The 20,344-nt window shown below is 42.7% G+C and carries 22 protein-coding genes; 21 read left to right on the top strand and 1 reads right to left on the bottom strand.

The window, feature by feature from the left end; translation table 11 throughout:
* Positions 1-103 precede the first annotated feature (103 nt).
* The 15 genes from cymR (at position 104) to mtnN (ending at position 15,282) form a co-directional block, all read left to right on the top strand.
* Positions 104-523, top strand: coding sequence for a cysteine metabolism transcriptional regulator CymR (gene cymR / locus FILTAD_RS13935; protein ID WP_124071578.1), 420 nt, complete (start codon positions 104-106; stop codon positions 521-523).
* Between the two features lie 203 nt (positions 524-726).
* On the top strand, positions 727-1,869 hold the full coding sequence (locus FILTAD_RS13930; RefSeq protein WP_124071577.1) for a cysteine desulfurase family protein: 1,143 nt from the start codon (positions 727-729) through the stop codon (positions 1,867-1,869).
* Between the two features lie 22 nt (positions 1,870-1,891).
* The gene (gene mnmA, locus FILTAD_RS13925) at positions 1,892-3,013 is read left to right on the top strand and encodes a tRNA 2-thiouridine(34) synthase MnmA (RefSeq protein WP_124071576.1); all 1,122 of its coding nucleotides are present in this window, start codon (positions 1,892-1,894) and stop codon (positions 3,011-3,013) included.
* A gap of 13 nt (positions 3,014-3,026) precedes the next feature.
* Positions 3,027-3,686 (top strand): tetratricopeptide repeat protein, encoded by a 660-nt coding sequence (locus FILTAD_RS13920; RefSeq protein WP_124071575.1) that lies wholly within the window; start codon positions 3,027-3,029, stop codon positions 3,684-3,686.
* Positions 3,687-3,701: 15 nt separating this feature from the next.
* Positions 3,702-6,149, top strand: a complete 2,448-nt coding sequence (gene recD2, locus FILTAD_RS13915; protein WP_415579226.1) for an SF1B family DNA helicase RecD2 — start codon at positions 3,702-3,704, stop codon at positions 6,147-6,149.
* A 502-nt stretch (positions 6,150-6,651) separates the two neighbouring features.
* Positions 6,652-9,285, top strand: a complete 2,634-nt coding sequence (gene alaS / locus FILTAD_RS13910) for an alanine--tRNA ligase (protein WP_124071574.1) — start codon at positions 6,652-6,654, stop codon at positions 9,283-9,285.
* An 82-nt stretch (positions 9,286-9,367) separates the two neighbouring features.
* Positions 9,368-9,640: an IreB family regulatory phosphoprotein gene (locus FILTAD_RS13905; protein ID WP_124071573.1), complete on the top strand. Its 273-nt coding sequence runs from the start codon at positions 9,368-9,370 to the stop codon at positions 9,638-9,640.
* Positions 9,637-10,053 (top strand): Holliday junction resolvase RuvX, encoded by a 417-nt coding sequence (gene ruvX, locus FILTAD_RS13900; RefSeq protein WP_124071572.1) that lies wholly within the window; start codon positions 9,637-9,639, stop codon positions 10,051-10,053. Before FILTAD_RS13905 ends, ruvX begins: the two co-directional genes overlap by 4 nt.
* 13 nt (positions 10,054-10,066) lie before the next feature.
* Entirely contained in the window at positions 10,067-10,363 is a 297-nt protein-coding gene (locus FILTAD_RS13895) for a DUF1292 domain-containing protein (protein ID WP_124071571.1), read from the top strand.
* An 86-nt stretch (positions 10,364-10,449) separates the two neighbouring features.
* Positions 10,450-11,568: an endolytic transglycosylase MltG gene (gene mltG, locus FILTAD_RS13890; protein WP_124071570.1), complete on the top strand. Its 1,119-nt coding sequence runs from the start codon at positions 10,450-10,452 to the stop codon at positions 11,566-11,568.
* A gap of 34 nt (positions 11,569-11,602) precedes the next feature.
* A complete protein-coding gene (locus FILTAD_RS13885; protein WP_345788908.1) occupies positions 11,603-12,247 on the top strand; it encodes an O-methyltransferase in 645 nt (214 codons plus the stop codon).
* 62 nt (positions 12,248-12,309) lie between these two features.
* Positions 12,310-12,948 carry a uridine kinase gene (gene udk, locus FILTAD_RS13880; RefSeq protein WP_124071569.1) on the top strand — a complete coding sequence of 213 codons (639 nt, stop codon included), beginning with the start codon at positions 12,310-12,312 and terminating at the stop codon, positions 12,946-12,948.
* 102 nt (positions 12,949-13,050) lie between these two features.
* On the top strand, positions 13,051-13,527 hold the full coding sequence (greA, locus tag FILTAD_RS13875; RefSeq protein ID WP_124071568.1) for a transcription elongation factor GreA: 477 nt from the start codon (positions 13,051-13,053) through the stop codon (positions 13,525-13,527).
* Between the two features lie 197 nt (positions 13,528-13,724).
* Positions 13,725-14,453, top strand: coding sequence for a YrrS family protein (locus tag FILTAD_RS13870; RefSeq protein ID WP_124071567.1), 729 nt, complete (start codon positions 13,725-13,727; stop codon positions 14,451-14,453).
* Between the two features lie 136 nt (positions 14,454-14,589).
* Positions 14,590-15,282 carry a 5'-methylthioadenosine/S-adenosylhomocysteine nucleosidase gene (mtnN, locus tag FILTAD_RS13865; protein WP_124071566.1) on the top strand — a complete coding sequence of 231 codons (693 nt, stop codon included), beginning with the start codon at positions 14,590-14,592 and terminating at the stop codon, positions 15,280-15,282.
* Positions 15,283-15,507: 225 nt separating this feature from the next.
* Here the strand turns inward: mtnN and sigK are convergent, their stop codons facing one another.
* Positions 15,508-16,209 carry an RNA polymerase sporulation sigma factor SigK gene (gene sigK, locus FILTAD_RS13860; protein ID WP_124071565.1) on the bottom strand — a complete coding sequence of 234 codons (702 nt, stop codon included), beginning with the start codon at positions 16,207-16,209 and terminating at the stop codon, positions 15,508-15,510.
* 209 nt (positions 16,210-16,418) lie between these two features.
* Here sigK and FILTAD_RS13855 point away from each other — a divergent pair, with 209 nt between their 5' ends.
* Genes FILTAD_RS13855 through yqeK form a run of 6 tightly spaced genes read left to right on the top strand, consistent with a single transcriptional unit; the run spans position 16,419 to position 20,304 of the window.
* Positions 16,419-16,934 (top strand): YqeG family HAD IIIA-type phosphatase, encoded by a 516-nt coding sequence (locus tag FILTAD_RS13855; RefSeq protein ID WP_124071564.1) that lies wholly within the window; start codon positions 16,419-16,421, stop codon positions 16,932-16,934.
* 11 nt (positions 16,935-16,945) lie between these two features.
* A complete protein-coding gene (gene yqeH / locus FILTAD_RS13850) occupies positions 16,946-18,037 on the top strand; it encodes a ribosome biogenesis GTPase YqeH (protein WP_124071699.1) in 1,092 nt (363 codons plus the stop codon).
* Between the two features lie 16 nt (positions 18,038-18,053).
* Complete coding sequence (gene aroE, locus FILTAD_RS13845) at positions 18,054-18,890, top strand: shikimate dehydrogenase (RefSeq protein ID WP_124071563.1); 837 nt, start codon at positions 18,054-18,056, stop codon at positions 18,888-18,890.
* Positions 18,884-19,174 (top strand): ribosome assembly RNA-binding protein YhbY, encoded by a 291-nt coding sequence (yhbY, locus tag FILTAD_RS13840; RefSeq protein WP_124071562.1) that lies wholly within the window; start codon positions 18,884-18,886, stop codon positions 19,172-19,174. Before aroE ends, yhbY begins: the two co-directional genes overlap by 7 nt.
* Positions 19,175-19,184: 10 nt before the next feature.
* On the top strand, positions 19,185-19,754 hold the full coding sequence (locus FILTAD_RS13835; protein WP_124071561.1) for a nicotinate-nucleotide adenylyltransferase: 570 nt from the start codon (positions 19,185-19,187) through the stop codon (positions 19,752-19,754).
* Complete coding sequence (yqeK, locus tag FILTAD_RS13830) at positions 19,744-20,304, top strand: bis(5'-nucleosyl)-tetraphosphatase (symmetrical) YqeK (RefSeq protein WP_124071560.1); 561 nt, start codon at positions 19,744-19,746, stop codon at positions 20,302-20,304. The genes FILTAD_RS13835 and yqeK overlap by 11 nt, the downstream gene beginning before the upstream one ends.
* The last annotated feature ends 40 nt before the right edge of the window (positions 20,305-20,344 follow it).

The following is a 20,344-nucleotide window of genomic DNA, read 5'->3' as shown; positions in this document are numbered from 1 at the left end:
TTTATTATACACTTTGGTAGATGAGAAATCATTTTCGGGGAGCGAACGCCCTCATTATGCTATACTATTCTGTAGCAATCGTTAGAAAAGGACGGGATTCATCGTGAAAATATCGACTAGAGGGAGATACGGGCTGACAATCATCGTCGAACTTGGCAGCAAGTTCGGAGAAGGTCCTATTCCACTCCGTAAAATTGCGGAAGAGCAAAACTTATCCGAAGCCTATTTAGAACAATTGATACCACCACTTCGTAATAATGGCATCGTTAAAAGTGTCAGAGGTGCTTATGGTGGCTATAAACTTGCGAAACCGCCCACGGAAATAACAGCGGGTGATGTAATTCGTATTTTGGAAGGCCCCATTCAACTCGTGGAAGGGTTGGATGAAACCGATATGCCCCAACAGGAACTATGGAAACGAATTGGGGAGGCAGTACGAAGCGTGCTTGACACTACAACGATTGCAGATCTGATGGAATCCGAAAAAATGACAGAACCTGATAGCTATATGTTTTATATTTAACTTAATTCAGCAGAAGTCCGCTACTTCCATAAGTGGCGGTATGAATGCTAGATATACATTCAATTCAGTGTAGGTTCAAACCCCTGCTGAATCAAGTTAAAGCCTCCGGCGGATGTCACAGATTTTGAAGGGAATTAATTGAGCAAGCTCAATTCAAAATCTGGACGCAATCACGCCGAGACGCGATTGATAGGAGCCTTACGATGAAAACAATCTACTTGGACCATGCAGCGACAACACCGGTTCATCCCGTTGTTGCCGATACTTATATAAAAGTACTTGAATCTACATTCGGAAATCCCTCCAGTATTCACAGTTATGGCAGGGAAGCGCGAAAGTGGCTGGATGACGCCCGGAAAGTATTCGCCCTGTCCATCAAAGCGGACCCTTCAGAAATCATCTTCACTTCAGGTGGTACAGAAGCGGACAACAACGCGATTTTTGGGACAGCAATGGCGATGAAACAGAAAGGGAATCATATTATTACAACGAAAATCGAGCATCACGCTGTTCTACATTCGTGTAAACAGCTAGAGTCACTTGGCTATGATGTAACTTATTTGGATGTGGATGAAAACGGGCAAATCAGTCAACAGCAAGTGAAAGCTGCATTGACAGCAGAAACCATACTTGTCTCCATCATGTTCGGGAATAATGAGGTTGGTTCGATGCAACCCATCCGTGAAATTGGGCAATTATTGAATGAGCATCAAGCTGTATTCCATACGGACGCTGTTCAAGCATATGGTATCGTTTCAATCGACGTCCGTGACTTGGGTGTTGATTTATTATCTGTTTCCGCACATAAATTGAACGGTCCAAAAGGTGTCGGTTTTCTTTACCAACGCAAAGGGATTGAAACTTCCCCACGCCTATTCGGTGGAGGGCAAGAACGAAAACGGCGTGCTGGCACTGAAAATATTCCCGCAATCGTGGCTTTTGCAGAAGCTGTTAAAATTGCCCAACAGACAATTGACGATAAGAAAACAGCCTATGCCGCTTACACGTCTATTTTGACGGACGTATTTGACGAGCAAGGCGTCGATTATGAAGTCCATGTGCAAAACGCGGCAAGACTTCCGCACGTAGTCAATATTAGTTTCCCAGGAACGGAAATTGAATCACTTCTTGTCAATTTGGATATGGCTGGTGTTGCCGTATCAAGCGGCTCCGCATGTTCCGCAGGTTCACTGGATCCTTCCCATGTTCTTACTGCGATGTTCGGAGAAGGCTCCCCAAGATTACGTAACTCGGTCCGATTCAGTTTCGGCTTGGGACTTGATAGGACAAGCGTGAAAGAAGCAGCCGAAAAAACAGCGGAAATCGTGAACAGACTTGCGAAATGAAAAGTAAAAGGATGAAAAATCTATGAAAACGATAAAATCACCAGCAGACACTCGTGTAGTGGTTGGTATGTCAGGCGGTGTCGACTCTTCAGTTGCGGCACTCCTATTAAAAGAGCAAGGCTATGACGTAATCGGTATCTTCATGAAAAACTGGGATGATACAGATGAATTCGGCGTTTGTACAGCAACGGAGGACTATGAAGATGTCATTAATGTGTGCAATGATATCGGCATCCCTTACTATGCAGTAAACTTCGAAAAGCAATATTGGGATAAAGTTTTTTCCTACTTTTTGGAAGAGTATAAAGCGGGTCGCACGCCCAATCCCGACGTTATGTGTAATAAGGAAATCAAATTCAAGGCATTCATGGAACATGCAATGAGTCTTGGAGCGGATTACTTGGCGACAGGTCATTACGCGCAAGTCGTGGAAGTGGATGGCGGTGTATCCATGTTACGCGGGAAAGATGCCAATAAGGATCAGACGTATTTCTTGAACCAATTGACACAGGAACAATTACAGAAGGTGATGTTCCCGATCGGCCATATGGAAAAAAGTTTGGTGCGTGAAAAAGCGGTCGAAGCAGGACTTTCTACAGCTGCAAAAAAAGATTCAACAGGCATCTGCTTTATCGGCGAACGGAATTTCAAAGAATTCCTTGGCCAGTATCTTCCTGCACAACCGGGTGATATGAAAACAATGGACGGCAAAAAAATGGGACGTCACGATGGTCTGATGTATTACACAATCGGACAGCGTCATGGACTCGGTATTGGCGGAGCTGGTGAACCGTGGTTCGTTATTGGTAAAAAATTAGAAACGAATGTGTTACTTGTCGGGCAAAACTTCTACAACGACGCATTATTTTCCGACAGCCTGACAGCAATCGATGTCAGTTTTTCAACTGTACGTGAAATGCCGGAAACGTTCCGCTGTACAGCGAAATTCCGCTATCGTCAGCCGGATACGGAAGTGACAGTTGAACGATTGGGAGATGGACAAGCGATTGTTCGTTTCGCTGAGCCTGTACGGGCTATTACACCTGGACAATCCGTCGTTTTCTATGATGGCGACGAATGTCTTGGTGGCGGAACGATTGATACGGTTAGTAAAAACGGCAAGCAACTTGACTATGTAGGATAAGGGGAATTACAACATGAATTACAATGAAATCGGGATTACGGCACTACAAGATGGGGCTTATGAAAAAGCGGTTGAAGCATTTATGAAAGCTGTCGAGGAAGACCCTGAAAACGCAGTAGGATTTATTAATTTAGGAAATGTTTTCGCTTCACTTGGAGATGCTGAACGGGCAGAACCGTTTTTCCAAAAAGCAATTACGCTGGATACAGAAGCCGGTACAGCTTTCTACGGCTTAGCCAATCTGTATTACAATAAGGAACGGTACGAGGAAGCGACAAAATTATATGAACGGGCAATCCGTCAGGGTGTAGATGAAGCGGATGCTTACTTCATGCTAGGAAAAAGTTTAGAACGATCAAATAAGGACAAGCTTGCATTACCCTATTTACAACGTGCCGCGGAATTGTCTACTGAAGACTTAGAAATCCGCCTTTCATACGGTATTTTATTATCAAAAATGGAATTATTTCCACAAGCTGCTGATGAATTCCGGTATATCATCGAAAATGACGAAGAGAATGTAGACGCGCATTATAACATGGGCATACTCTACGCAGTTTCAACAAATCGTAAAGAAGATGCCTTACATCATTTGGAAAAGGCATTTACGATTGACCCTGAACATATCGAAGCACGTAATATTTATAACATGATTGAGCAGTCGGGAAATTAAAGGAGGGTGTCGGTGATGATGGCTAATAGCGAAACGGGGAAAATAGAATCAATTTTTTTGATGGGAAGACCGGTCGTGACGATTTTCCATAATCCCGACAACCTGTTTACGATTGTAAAATTGAAAGTGCGGGAGACGAATAGTGGTTACGAGGACAAAGAAATCATTGTAAAGGGGAACTTTCCGCAACTGAACCCTGATGAGGACTATAAATTCACAGGTCGACTTGTCAAACATCCTACATACGGAGCACAATTCGATGTCCAGACATTCACTAAGGAAATGCCGGCGACTGAAACAGGGCTTATCCATTACTTGTCAGGTGATTTGTTCCCGGGTATCGGCATGAAAACCGCCGATACAATTGTAAAAACACTAGGGAAAGACGCAGTGAAAAAAATATTGGATGATCCATCCGTACTTGATGCTATTCCAAAGCTATCCGCTGAAAAGAAAGAAACACTCGTCTCGGTACTTGAACAGAATATGGGACTTGAACGAACGATTGTTCAACTGAACGAATGGGGATTCGGTCCACAAATCGCCATGCGCATCTACCAACTTTACCGGGAAAACGCACTAGCGCTTTTGACGGAAAATCCATACCGACTCATCGAAGAAGTAGAGGGGGTTGGCTTTCAACGCGCTGATGAGTTAGGGAAAAACCTAGGTATCACGGGAAATCACCCGGCGAGGATAAAAGCGGCCATTCTCCATTCGGTGAATCAGACCGTGCAATCGGCAGGCCATGTTTTCGTTGAAGCAGAGGCTATTTTGCCGGAAGTTAAACGATTACTAGAAATGAGCCAACGGATAGATATCCCTTTTACTGACATTTCCCAGGCAATTATAGAACTTGTCGAAGACGGAAAACTATCTGCAGAAGGAAAAAGGTTGTATATCCCGTCTCTTTACTTCTCAGAAATTGGTATCGCCTCCAAAATAGAACGACTCATGCAAAATGATACAACGGATCAGTTTCCGGTTTCTGAAATTCGGAAAGCGGTTGGGGAGGTGGAGGAACGTCTAGAGGTCAACTATGCAGAAACGCAAGTAGCTGCGATCGAAACGGCGCTCCATTCGCCTGTCATGATTTTAACTGGAGGACCTGGAACGGGGAAAACAACGGTTATACGAGGCTTAGTAGAAGTGTATGCAGAATTACATGGACTTTCGCTTGATCCGCTGGAATACGCCAAAAAGAAAGAACCGTTTCCAATTGTCTTGGCGGCTCCAACAGGACGCGCAGCTAAGCGGATGTCAGAGTCCACAGGGCTGCCTGCGATGACCATTCATCGTCTTCTAGGTTTCACAGGACAAGAAAAAGAAGAAGAGACGGAACGCGAGGTTGAAGGCCGCCTTATTATTATCGATGAAATGTCGATGGTGGATACCTGGCTTGCGCATCAGTTGTTGAAGGCACTGGCAGACGATGTACAATTGCTATTCGTAGGTGACCAAGACCAATTGCCGCCAGTCGGTCCTGGTCAAGTACTGCGGGATATGCTCGATTCAAAAAAAGTGCCTGTCGTCGAGCTAACAGAAATCTACAGGCAAAGTGCCGGCTCAACGATTATCGAAATGGCTCATATGATTAAACGGTCGGAATGGTCGGCTGATATCACGAAAAAGACGTCTGATCGTTCGTTTTTAAAAGCGAGTGGTGACCAAGTGTTGGAAGCGGTCCAGCAAATCGTTCGTAATGCGATAACAAAAGGCCACCCCATAAAAGATATACAAGTACTGGCGCCCATGTACAGAGGACCTGCGGGTATTGACGGACTGAATAAGATGATTCAGGAAATGGTCAATCCACCGGGACCTAAGCGAAAAGAAGTCGTATTCGGTGAAGCTGTTTACAGAATTGGTGACAAAGTGCTTCAATTGGTCAATCAACCCGAAAGTAACGTCTTCAACGGGGATATGGGTGAAGTCATCGCAATTATAAAAGCAAAAGAGACAGTGGACAAAAAAGAATTACTAGTCGTCTCGTACGATGGTATTGAAGTGACATATGAAAGAAGTGATCTGAATCAGATTACATTGGCCTATTGTTGCTCAATCCATAAATCCCAAGGAAGTGAATTTCCGATTGTCATTATGCCGGTTGTACGGAGTCATCGGAAAATGTTGCGACGCAATCTTCTCTATACGGGTATAACACGTGCGAAAAACTTTCTTATTCTTTGCGGTGAGCCGGAAGAATTTAAAGCGGGCATCAATCGTACGGATGAACAAGAAAGACAGACAACGCTGAAAGAACGATTAAATGGCGATGTCACCCTTCCGGAAGTAGAAAAAGAAGAAGGTTCGGAAATTGAAAAAGAGAGTCAAGTAGTAAACGGATCGGATGATGCCGAAATGACTGCGTGTATGCTGACAACTGAAACGTTCATTGAAATAGATCCGATGATTGGCATGGAAGGGATCACACCTTATACGTATCTTGAAGCCGCAGATTGACAGTGGGTGAATTCTTTTCTATAATCCAATTAGAAATACTAAAACGAAAAACCATAGGCATACATAACACGTAGACGGAGAAAGTACGCATATACACTCGTTCAGAAAAAAGTCCCTTGGCTGAAAGGACTTTCGAGTTGAATGTCGGAAAAGCTACTCCCGAGTGCAGCTCATCACTGCCGTCCGCCGCGTTAAGGCAACCAGAGATGCCGAACTGAATTTGTTCGGTAATTAGGGTGGTACCGCGAGACTAACATCTTCGTCCCTTGTTTTAGGGGCGGGGATTTTTTTAATTTCATTCGGCAGAAGTCTACCATCTTTATAAGTGGCAAGATGCATGCGAACGAAACCTACAATTTAGCGGGGGTCTAACCCATGCTGAATAAACTTAACGCCTCCGGCGGATGTCACAGATTTTGTAAGGAGTTAATTGAGCAAGCTCAATTCAAAATCTGGACGCAATCACTCCGAGGCGTGATTGATTTTAAGAGGAGGAATACACATGAAAAAACTAACCACTTCAGAAATCCGAATGCTGTTTTTGGAATACTTTAAGCAAAATGATCACAGAATCGAACTATCCGCACCACTGGTACCGATTGACGATGCATCTCTTCTTTGGATAAACAGTGGTGTTGCGACATTGAAAAAGTATTTCGATGGACGTGTCGTTCCTGAAAATCCGCGTATCGTAAATGCACAAAAATCAATCCGCACGAATGATATAGAAAACGTAGGGAAAACTGCCCGTCATCATACGTTTTTTGAAATGCTAGGAAACTTTTCGATTGGGGATTATTTTAAAGAAGAAGCAATCAGTCATGCGTGGTCGTTTTTGACGGATGAAAAATGGATTGGCTTTGACCCTGCTCTTCTTTCGATTACAATTCATCCTGAAGATGAAGAAGCGTATTCAATTTGGAAAGATAAAATTGGTATTCCAGAAGAACGGATCATTCGTTTGGAAGGAAACTTCTGGGATATAGGAGAAGGCCCAAGCGGTCCAAACTCTGAAATCTTCTACGATCGCGGTCCTGAATACGGCAACGACTTTTCCGATCCCGAATTATACCCGGGCGGTGAAAATGAACGTTATCTCGAAATCTGGAATTTGGTGTTCTCTGAATTCAATCATAATCCGGATAATACCTATACACCGCTGCCGAAGAAGAATATCGACACAGGTATGGGGCTTGAACGAATGGCATCTGTCATTCAAAACGTTGCAACGAATTACGATACCGATTTATTCATGCCGATCATGCATGCAATTGAAGATGTATCCGGTGAAAAATACGGAGCGGATGTCGAAAAGGATATTGCTTTCAAAGTAATAGCCGATCATATTCGAACAGTCGCGTTTGCAATCGGGGATGGTGCGTTGCCATCAAATGAGGGCCGTGGTTATGTTCTTCGAAGATTACTGCGTAGAGCTGTTCGGTTCGCCAAACAATTAGGTATTGACAAACCATTCATGTATACGCTTGTCCCTGTTGTGGGTAGTGCCATGAAAGACTTCTATCCAGAGGTAGATGATAAAAAAGAATTCATCATGAAAGTTGTTAAAAATGAAGAAGAACGTTTCCATGAAACATTGAACGAAGGAATGACAATCTTGACAAGTATCATCGATAAGTCGAAAGCGTCAGGAACGTCAACTGTATCGGGGTCAGATGCATTCCGCCTTTATGATACATTTGGTTTTCCCTATGAACTGACAGAAGAACTGGCAGATGAAATGGGTGTGACTGTTGACCGCAATGGTTTCGATGTAGAAATGGAAAACCAGCGTAATCGGGCACGTGCAGCTCGTCAAGATGTCGATTCGATGCATGTACAGTCGGGTGTACTTGGTGAGATCCACGAAAAAAGTACGTTTATCGGATACGGTAACTTACAATGTGAAGCAACGATTGTCGCACTTATGCGAGAAGGCAACTTGATCAATCATGCATCAGAAGGGGAAGTCGTCCAGTTCATGTTGAATCAGACACCGTTTTATGCAGAAAGCGGTGGTCAAGTAGCGGACAAAGGGACAATTAGTGGGGAAGCCTTCATTGCTGATGTAAGGGATGTCCAGAAAGCGCCAAACGGACAAAATCTGCATACCGCAGTCATCCGCTCGGGAGAAATGACAAGTGGAACATCCGTACATGCACAAGTGGACGTACAAGCAAGGAAACTGACGATACGAAATCATACAGCCACGCATCTTCTGCACAAAGCATTGAAAGAAGTGCTTGGTGAACATGTTAATCAGGCAGGCTCATACGTGGGTCCTGATCGTTTACGCTTCGACTTTTCCCATTTTGGACAAGTTACGAAAGAGGAACTTGAACGAATTGAACAAATTGTCAACGAAAAAATTTGGGAAGACATTCCTGTCGCCATCGCTGAAAAACCAATTGACGAGGCGAAAAAAATGGGAGCAATGGCACTCTTCGGTGAAAAATACGGGGATGTTGTACGTGTTGTTTCAGTAGGCGATTATTCACTTGAGTTATGCGGGGGCTGCCATGTACCTGCAACCTCATTCATTGGATTATTTAAACTTGTATCGGAAAGTGGTATTGGGGCGGGTACACGTCGTATTGAAGCATTGACTGGCCAACAAGCCTATCGTTCATTTAAAGAAGAAGAGCAAGTCCTTTCCACGGTTGCAGGGCTGTTAAAGTCGAGTCCGAAAGAAGTAGAAACTAAAGTGACATCCGTTTTGGCAGATATGAAAGAACTTCAACGGGAAAACGATTCATTATCCGCAAAACTGGGGAACAGTCAACTGACAGATGTCTTGGAATCAGCACAACAGATTGATGATGTAACAGTCGTCGCGGCTCGCGTTGATGTGAAAGACAATAATGGGCTTCGTCAAATGATGGATGAATTGAAACAGAAATTATCAAAAGGAATCATCGTCCTTGGTGCTTCTGCCGATGGGAAAGTAATGATTATTTCGGGTGTGACGGAAGACTTGAAATCGACAGGCTATCATGCTGGTAAAATCGTCAATCATGTGGCTTCGCAATGCGATGGTAAAGGTGGAGGTCGTCCTGATATGGCAATGGCAGGTGCAAAAGATGAGTCAAAACTTGATGGCGCGCTCCAATCCGTGTATGATTATGTCAAATCCGTTTAAAGTGGCACATATATAGGGTATAATGATAAGCGGTACTGTGTACGATTGGCAAAATGAATGATCTGAAAGCGGGGTGTCGATCATGGATTCATACGACAAGACGATGAAATTCAACTTTCCTGAAGAATCGATGGAGCAGGAAGTGAAGCAGGTCATGCTCCAAGTGCACAAAGCTCTTGATGAAAAAGGATATAATCCTATTAACCAGATTGTCGGTTATCTGCTTTCAGGTGATCCTGCGTATATCCCTCGTCATGAGGATGCACGTAATATGATCCGGAAGTTGGAGCGGGATGAGATATTGGAGGAACTTGTAAAGTTCTACGTCCGTGAAAACGGAGGGAGTCCGAGTTGAGAACGATGGGGTTGGATGTCGGAACCAAAACGGTTGGCGTTGCGATTAGTGATGCATTTGGTTGGACAGCCCAAGGCATTGAAACTGTAAAGGTCGACGAAGGTGCCGGTCAATTTGGTATTAAAAGAATTCAGGAACTGGTTTCTGAATACAATGTCAACGGTTTCGTCGTAGGCTATCCTAAAAACATGAATAATTCAATTGGTCCAAGAGGAGAGGCATCCGAAAAGTATGCCGAACTTCTAGAAAAAACATTCGGTTTCCCGGTAACCTTGTGGGATGAAAGACTAACGACGATGGCAGCTGAAAAGATGCTGATCGCAGCAGATGTAAGCCGAAAAAAACGAAAGACTGTAATCGATAAGATGGCAGCAGTCATGATACTACAAGGGTATCTTGATTCAAAAAACTAATGAGGTGATTGGAATGGAACACGGACAAGAAACAATGACAATCGTAGATGAAAATGGTGTAGAACATGTATGTGAAGTAATTTTCACATTTGAATCAGAAGAATTTGGAAAGTCTTACGTCCTTTATCACATTTTAGGTGAAGATGATGTCGATGAAGACGAAGAAGTTGAAATCCATGCATCTGCTTTCATCCCATCTGAAGACAACGAAGATGGCGAACTATTGCCTATCGAAGATGATAAAGAGTGGGAAATGATTGAAGAAATGCTAAACACTTTCATTGAAGAAGACGACGAAGACGAAGAGTAATCTATATGTGCACGGACGGGACGGTGCAGACCGTTCCGTTTTTTCATTGTATGTAAACGTTGCCGATTGAAAGAGGTGGATTCTGCATGGGAAATGGTTCGAAAAAAGAGGTCATGTTCGAACGAATGCGCGAAAAGAAGAAAGAAGTGAAAATCGTCAGGAAAATTGTTCTCATCATCGCACTCGTTATGCTACTTATTGGTATCGGTGTAGGTTTTTTTGTTTACAAATACATAACAGGTGCGCTGCAACCAATTGATCCGGAGTCTGAAAAAGTTATTCAAGTAGAGATTCCCATTGGCTCGGGTCTTAATTTAATCGCAGGTAAACTTGAAGAAAAAGGAATCATCAAAGATGCCCGTATCTTTAAATACTATGCGAAATTTAATAATGAATCACAATTCCAGGCTGGTTCGTACGGGTTAACGAAGGCGATGACGCCGGATGAATTGATTGAGAGTTTGAAAACTGGGAAAGTTTATAGGACGCCTGTATTTACTATGACAATACCTGAAGGTTTAAAAATCGAGCAAATTGCAAACATAGTTGACAAGAAAACAGGAATTCCGGCTGCCGACTTCATAGCATATGTAAATGATGAGGCGACTATTGATTTGCTTATCGGAAAATACCCACAAATTTTCACAGAAGAAATTAAGGCGGAAACAATCAAGCACCCACTGGAAGGGTATTTGTTCCCGGCTACATATCCATTTTACGAAGAGAAACCGACGCTTGGTACAGTAGTAGATGAAATGGTTAAAGCAACTGCATCAAACGTAACACCGTATCTGGATTACCTCCAGAAAGAGGAAAAGTCTGTCCATTGGTTGCTAACGTTCGCTTCTCTCTTGGAGGAGGAAGCAACTGCACAATCAGACAGGCAATCTATTGCAAGTGTATTTTATAATCGAATGAAAAAAGATATGCCGCTCCAAACGGATCCAACTGTTTTATATGCGTTGGGTGGACATAAGGAGAAAACCTTATTGAAAGATTTAGAAGTCGAAGATCCTTATAATACGTATAAAAATAAGGGGTTGCCACCAGGACCTATTGCATCTGCGGGCGCATCATCAATTGAAGCGGTCATCGATCCTGCAAAAACCGACTACTTATTCTTCTTGGCAGACTCAAAAGGGATAAACCATTTTGCAACTTCCTATGAAGTGCATTTGGAAAATAAAGCAAAATACATTAAATGATGGTCTGATGGCGAATCCATCAAATTGATGGGAGTTGAATGGTATCGAAACAGTGGAGTCGTATATTCAAGGTTTTGAAAACGAAGTAAGTCCCTTTATTCTTGAAATGGAGGATTATGCAAAAGCTCATCACGTGCCGATTATGGAAAGAGGCGGCATCGAACTACTGATTGGGCTTTTGCGTATCCAACAACCGGAACGTATTTTGGAAATCGGAAGCGCAATCGGTTATTCAGCTATTCGGATTGCTGAAGCGCTTCCTAACGTTTCCATCGTGACAATTGAGCGGGACGAGGATAGATATAAGAAAGCAATTGAATACCTCAATAAAAGTAATTTGGAAGAACGAATTCAAATCATCGAAACCGATGCGTTACTTACAGAGGCAGATGCAATCTTTGATAAAACATACGATGCACTTTTTATTGATGCTGCTAAAGGGCAATATAAACGATTTTTTGAAAAGTATTCCTCTACTGTATCCGCGCGAGGTGTTATTTATTGCGATAATATGTTCATGCATGGTATGGTGCTGCTCGGAGATGAAGAAATCCCGAAACGCAGTCGCACAATGATTCGTAAATTGAAGGAATTCACGCAATGGATTATGACTCATCCAGATTACGAAACAACCTTACTTCCAGTTGGTGATGGGCTGTTAATCGCAACAAAGAAATAAAACAAAATATGTAAATGTCCCGTTTTTAACGAGATGTACTCATGAGTTAGGGGAGTATGAAGATGAATACCAGAAAACCTCTCGTCATTGGAATAGCAGGTGGATCAGGTTCAGGTAAGACGAGTGTAACAAACTCGATTTATGACGTATTTAAGGAACATTCTGTCGTAGTGATTGAACAGGATTACTATTATAAAGATCAGTCGCATCTACTGTTTGAAGAGCGTCTGGAAACAAATTATGATCATCCGCTTGCATTCGACACAGAATTGCTTATCCAACATGTGCGTATGCTACTTGAGCGTCAACAGATTGAAAAGCCGGTGTATGATTACGCATACCATACTAGGTCGGATAAGACGGTCATCATTGAGCCAAAAGATGTCATCATTCTTGAAGGGATACTAGTTCTTGAAGATGTGGAGCTTAGAAAACTGATGGACATTAAGTTATTCGTCGATACGGATGCAGATTTACGTATTATTCGAAGAATTATGCGTGATATCAATGAAAGAGGTCGGACGATTGATTCGGTCATCGAACAGTATTTGACAGTGGTTCGCCCAATGCACAATCAATTCATTGAACCAACAAAAAGATATGCAGATATAATCATTCCCGAAGGCGGTCATAACGAGGTTGCAATTGACCTAATGGTTACAAAAATAAAAACAATTCTTGAAACTGAAACAAAACTATAATATGATGATGACATAATTCTATACAGATAATTGCTATGTTGCATACCTGTATAAGGCGTAACATAGTATTTTTATGAACAAAGACATGAGGAGTGATGAGAAATGGTTACTGAAAAAAAATTCCCAATGACAGCGGCAGGAAAACAAAAACTAGAAGATGAACTTGAATTTCTAAAAATGGTTAAACGAAAAGAAGTCGTAGAACGTATAAAAATTGCACGGAGTTATGGCGACCTTTCCGAGAACTCGGAATATGATTCTGCTAAGGAAGATCAGGCATTTGTTGAAGGTAAGATTTCAACATTGGAATCCATGATTCGTAATGCGATGATCATTGCTGAAGATGAGTTGAATACAGACGAAGTGCGTCTTGGTAAAACGGTTACATTCAAAGAATTACCTGATGGAGATGAAGAATCCTATACGATTGTTGGATCTGCAGAAGCGAATCCGATTGAAGGTCTGATTTCAAATGATTCACCAATTGCAAAAGGTCTTATCGGCCGTTCAAAAGGTGATGAAGTGAAAATTGCAACACCAGGCGGAGAAATGTCGGTTACCATTATCGATATTAAATGATTTACCAGTGGCCGTCCTTTTGCAAGGACGGTTTTTGGTCCTGTTGAGTACAGTGCCTAGGAGCTGTCGTTTTTCTTAATGTCCAGCTCCAACGCCTGGGGGCGACAGGCGTCTCTCGCTTTTCTGATAGAAACTTGTTTGTGGTTGAATCGTCTACATAGCGGATATCCAAAAAGGGAAATGGGGTTGTATAAGTTATGACAGAACGGGAACCTGACTTTTCAAGGACAGCGCGAAAAAAGCGCAATCGATCATCTACTATATTGAACATACTCATTGGTGTCGTCATAGTAGCTATTATTATCACGGCGTCAACAATTTTCATAGGCGACAATGATGATGGACAAGCAGGAGGAAAAGAAGCGCAAACAACAGATAATAATGCAAAAGAGATGGACGACCAAAGCGATTTCTCATCAAATGATTCGACTGTTGAAGACGACGGCGAAACAAACGAAGATTCAGCTGAAGCGGACGATGGGAATAGTTCTTCAGACAACGCGGATGCGGATGAATCAGCTAGTTCTTCTGACAATGAAGAAACAACTGATGAAGCAGCTGGTGATGACGAATCGGATACAGTCACGTCTACTCCATCGGATGAAGAGTTTGTTACTGAAACAGTTGTAAATTCAGCATGGCAACCGGTGGGGACAACACAGACTGGTGAACATGTATCTAAATATGACGGTGAATCTGTCGATTGGCAGGAAAAAAAGAAAGCGTTAGCCTATGCGACAGGCCTCTCAGAAGATTCCATGATATTTTGGAAGATTAAAAACGGTGGAGGGCCACAAAAGTCGATTGGAATTGTTTCAACTAAAGATAGTTCTGAAAAGTACCGTGTCCATTTGGAATGGATTGAAGGTCAAGGATGGAAACCAGTGAAGATGGATAAGCTTTCTACATTGGATTTTGATTACTAATCGGTCTTATTTATGTTGAACTACTGATTCTACATAAACTCTAGCGAAGGCGCCTCACTGCGGGAGGCATCCCCGAGCGTTGTTAAGATGATTCTTTATGTCAACATATATATTTATAAGAGAGAGTGGGAGAGAAATGAAAATAGCAGTAATAGGAGCTATGGAAGAAGAAGTTGAACTTTTAAGAGAAACAATTCAATCCTCAACTGTTACGACGATTGCAGATTGTGAATTTATAGAAGGTGAAATTGGTAATCATGAAGTTGTTCTTGTGAAAAGTGGAATTGGTAAAGTGAACGCGGCAATCGCCACAACGGTTCTTCTTACCAATTTCAAACCGGATTATGTGCTCAATACAGGATCGGCAGGTGGATTTCAAGAATCACTTGAAGTCGGCACAATCGTTATTTCCAATGAAGTCAGGCATCATGACGTCGATGTGACAGCGTTTGGTTACGAACACGGCCAAGTTCCAGGACAGCCCGCCGCCTTTGTAGCGGATCCGAAACTTGTGACAATTGCTTGTAATGCTGTTGAAGAAATCGGTGAACACGAATATGCGACAGGATTAATTGCTTCTGGCGACACATTCATGAGCGATGCTGCTTTGGTTGATAGGGTGAGAACACAATTTCCTTTGATGATAGCAGCAGAAATGGAAGCGGCGGCTGTTGCACAGGTTTGCCATCAGTTTGGAACGCCTTTCGTAGTGATCAGAGCACTTTCTGACATAGCGGGCAAGGAATCATCAATTAGTTTTGATGAGTTTCTTCCGATTGCGGCACGTCATTCAACGGATATTGTTTTGCGTGCTATCTCGAAACTATAACGATTTTGTGGTAAGATAGCTGTAAGAGTTTTTTATTCACAAGTAATCTCAAGGAGGGAATCCGCAATGTTATATTTAATGGCAGGCACATTCTTTGTTACAACGATTATCGCAGTCATCATCTCACGTGAGGTCAGTGCTGACTGAGGAGTATAAAAAGAGGCGTTTCCAATGATGGGATCACTCCCGCATTGAAACGCCTTTTTTTGTTAGTTGCGGTGCAGATCAATCATTGTATTCGCGTTTAAATAACTGATATAGCTTGACAATTGCTCTTTTTTCAATTCTTGAAACGTAACTTCTGGAGATGTCAAGCTGTGCTGCTATCTCCTTTTGGGTCATCGGCTTGTCATCGAGTAAACCATAGCGCCTTTGGATAATTTCCAACTCACGACCGTTGAGTTTTCCTAAATGTTTGTACAGTCTTTCTTTGCGTTCTTTCTGTTCAACCGTTTCAATCGGCGTTTCATCATCGGTTTGTAAAAGATCTGCGATTTGGAGTGACTGACCATCTTTGTCCATTCCTATCGGATCGAACATTGATACGTCTTTTTGTACTTTTTTCTGAGTGCGAAGATACATGAGAATTTCGTTTTCAATACAGCGTGCAGCGTAAGTGGAAAGTTTTGTTTTACGATCTGGTGTAAAACTGTTTACAGCTTTCATGAGTCCAATCGTTCCAATCGAAATATAATCGTCCAATAGTTCATGTTTTGGGTGAAACTTTTTTACGATATGTGCAACGAGTCGCATGTTGCGTTCAATGAGTTCATCTCGTGCATCTTCGTCGCCTTCTGCAAGTCGTAGTAGACAAGCGGCTTCTTCTTCTTTCGTTAGTGGACGTTGGAATGCCTGCCCCCGAATATAACCGATCACGGCAGGAATTTCGAGCCATAGCTGAACAATTGCCATGACAAACCCGCTCATCGGGTCACCTCCTGTGTCGTTGTATGACAGTCTATGCAGTCGTGTCATGCCATATCACCGGTTTTTAAGTCGGACAGGCGGTATGGGATGTCCTTACTGTTTGTGTCGTATTAGGGTTTCCATGTTGCCTGTCGCTCCTAAACAGGCGCTCTCGCTTTTCGTTTATGTTATAATTATTTCAGAATGAGTTGTAAATCGGAGTGGATAATGTGTTCAACTATTTTTTGCCAAATGAATTTGTGAAAACTGTTTTTCAAGTTACGCCAGAGTACCTTAGAGCAAAGGGAATTAAAGGGGTTATAACGGATTTGGACAATACGCTTGTTGCGTGGGATAATCCAGCGGCTACGCCTGAAATCATTGAATGGATGAAAGGTATGAACAATGCTGGGATTCTCGTTACAGTCGTTTCAAATAATAATGAAATGCGCGTGAAAACTTTCTGTGACCCACTCGGCACACCTTTCATATGTGATGCCCGTAAACCGATGACGAAGTCTTTTAAAAAAGCATGTGCTGCAATGGGTACGAAAAAAGAGGAAACGGTTGTTATCGGTGACCAACTGATGACTGATATATTGGGCGGTAACAGAAAGGGTCTACATACGATACTTGTCGTACCTGTCGCAAGTTCAGATGGATTTTTCACGAAGTTCAATAGGATGATTGAAAGAAGGATTATGGCACGCATGAAACGTCGCGGCCTGATAACGTGGGAGGACTAATTGTGGAAGAAATGAAATGTATAGGTTGCGGTATAACGATTCAGACTGACAACCCGAAAAAAGAAGGCTATACACCACCCGCATCGTTGGAAAAAGAAGAAGTCGTTTGTAAACGCTGTTTCCGCTTACGGAATTACAATGAATTACAGCCCGTATCATTGTCCAGTGATGACTTTTTGAAAATTTTAAATGGTATTGGAACGAAAGAGGGAATGGTTGTACTAATCGTCGATATTTTCGATTTCAACGGAAGTTGGATCAACGGCTTACATCGCTTCGTCGGAAATAAGGACATATTATTGATTGGTAATAAATCAGATATTCTTCCCAAGTCGATAAACCCCAACCGTTTAACCAATTGGATGAAAGCAGAAGCGGTAAAATTGGGCTTGAAGCCGGTTGATGTACTTCTTGTCTCCGCCTATAAAGGAAAAGGCATGGAAGAAGCACTTACTGCTATCGATACAATCCGTAAAGGCAAAGACGTGTACGTTGTTGGATGTACAAACGTTGGGAAATCGACGTTTATCAATCGAATCATCAAACGGGCTACAGGGATTGGAGAAGTCATTACGACATCCCACTTCCCAGGAACGACGTTGGATTTAGTTGAAATCCCACTTGATGATGGGAAAGCCATTTATGATACACCAGGGATTATTAACGATCATCAGATTGCTCATCATTTAGACGAAAACGATTTGAAAGCAATTACCCCTAAAAATGAGCTGAAACCGAAAGTATTCCAGCTTAATGCCGAGCAGACATTGTTCATCGGCGGATTGGCTCGTTTTGATTTCATTTCTGGTGAGCGGTCGTCCTTTACGATTCATATCTCAAATGGTTTAACCATTCATCGTACGAAGCTTTCAAATGCGGATACGTTGTATGAGAATCATCTTGGCGAAATGCTTTCACCGCCATCAGGTGAGTCAATCGACAAGATGCCACCGTTTGTCCGTCATGAATTCTCCATTAAAAAAGCGAAAACGGATATTGTCATTTCAGGACTTGGCTGGGTAACAATTCAACATCCGAATGTAGTCGTCGCGGTTCATGCTCCACGTGGCGTTGACGTTGTTTTAAGACCTTCACTCATCTAAAGGGGGGAAACTGGTCGTGAAAAAATGGTACGCAGTTATCGGTGACCCGATCGCCCAATCCATGTCTCCAGCGATGCACGATGAATGGTTTGCGGCGAATGAAATGGACGCTTCCTATATTCCAATTCATGTAACAGCTGAAAGACTTGAAGAGGCAGTCGGTAGTCTACGAACACTCGGCTGTAGCGGTTGGAATGTAACCGTTCCACATAAACAAGCGATAATTCCTTTCCTCGACCGATTGGACGCCTCGGCCGAATTGATGAACGCTGTGAATACAGTACGTGTAGAGGCTGATGGGTCTCTTGTCGGCTTCAATACCGATGGTCGAGGATTTGTCCGCGCGCTTGAAGAGAGTTGTGGAAAACACCCAGGAGAAGGTAAAGTGTTACTTGTTGGGGCGGGTGGTGCAGCGCGAGGTATCGCTTTTGCACTGCATGCTGCCGGTTATGGTCCTCTCTCGATTACGAACAGGACACTAGAAAAAGCCCGAAGTATAGCTGTGGGTCTACCGAATGCTTCTAGTTTGACGATTACAGAAGCTGAATCATCCCTGTCGAATTTTAAATTAATCGTACAAACGACGACCGTAGGCATGCATTTTGCACAACATGGAATGCCTTTCAACCCTAACCGTCTAGCTGAGGAAGCGATTGTTGCAGATATTATCTACAATCCCCTTGAAACGGAATTCCTGGAAAACGCCCGTGCGAACGGAGCAGAAACAATGAATGGGATAGGCATGTTCGTCCATCAAGGAGCACTTGCTTTTGAGACTTGGACAGGCACCTATCCGAATACAAAAAAAATGATTGAAAAAATAACAACAATTCTTGGAGGTCAACAATGTTAACAGGTAAACAAAAAGGGTTTCTTCGGAGCCAAGCAAATCGTCTTCAACCATTATTTCAAGTAGGGAAAAGTGGATTGACTGAGTCAGTTATCAAACAATTCGACGAAGCGCTTGAAGCGAAGGAATTAATCAAAGTAAGTATTCTACAAAACTGTGATGAAGATAAAACTGAGATTGCTGCAAAATTGGACGGTATCGAAGGAATTGAAGTTGTCCAAGTGATCGGTAATACAATTGTGTTATATAAAGAATCAAAAGAGAAAAAACGTATCGAATTACCATAAGGAGTGGGCTATGAGAAAAGTAGGCATACTTGGGGGGACGTTCAATCCACCTCATGTGGGTCACTTGATTGTCGCGAATGAGGTTCTGCATACACTTGGGCTGGATGAAGTGCGATTGATGCCCACTGCAAAGCCACCGCATAAGTCGGCTCCAGGTGACGCGACAGCCCTACAGCGGTTGAAAATGGTGGAACTCGCTGTAGCTGGCGTTGAAGGGCTTAACGCATCTTCATTCGAAGTGGATTGCGGTGGTGTGTCTTACACATATGATACGATGAAAAAATTGACGGAGCTCGAACCCGATTCTGCGTTTCATTTTATAATTGGTGGCGATATGATTGATATGCTGCCAAAGTGGTACCGGATTGAGGAGCTCGTGAAGATTGTTGAATTTGTTGGAGTCAACCGCCCTGGAACCACAGGCAAAACAGAGTTACCCGTTACGTTTGTCGATATCCCTCAAATCGATTTGTCGTCAACAGTGATACGGGAACGCTTTGCTGGAAAGGGTACTGTAGAGATGCTCATTCCGAAAGTTGTAGAAGTATTTGTTCGCAAGGAGGGATTGTATGGATGTTGAATTTGTTACACAACAACTCAAACAACGATTGCCGCTAGCGCGTTTTCAACACGTATTGAGAGTAACAGAAACAGCTAAAATGCTTGCTGAACGGTATGGCGTATCCATTGTGAAAGCAGAACAGGCAGCCCTTTTCCATGATATTGCCAAATTCACGGATAGTGATGAACTGAGGCAAGTTCTTGTTAAAGAAAAAGAAGATCCAAGGCTTTTATCTTTTCATCATGAATTATGGCACGGTCCTGTAGGAGCAACAATCGCGCGGGATGAGTTTGCCATAGAAGATACGGATATTTTGAATGCAATCCGCTATCATACAACGGGAAGAGCAAATATGACCTTTCTTGAAAAGCTAATCTACGTGGCGGACATGATTGAGCCCGGACGAAATTTTCCGGGTGTTGAAGAATTACGAAGAACGACAGAAAAGAGTTTGGATTCAGCAATGGAAGCTTGTATTTATCATTCAGTACAGTTTCTTGTATTGAAAAAAGTTCCGGTATTTCCAGATTCCATTGACTGCTACAACGAATACCTTATGAAGAAATAAGTAGTACAGATTAGCCAAAACGAGAGGAAAAGTGAAATAA

It is taken from the genome of Filibacter tadaridae (genome assembly GCF_900609045.1).
In the GTDB taxonomy this organism is placed as follows: Bacteria; Bacillota; Bacilli; order Bacillales_A; family Planococcaceae; genus Sporosarcina; species Sporosarcina tadaridae.
This window is presented reverse-complemented; position numbering and strand designations above follow the sequence as displayed.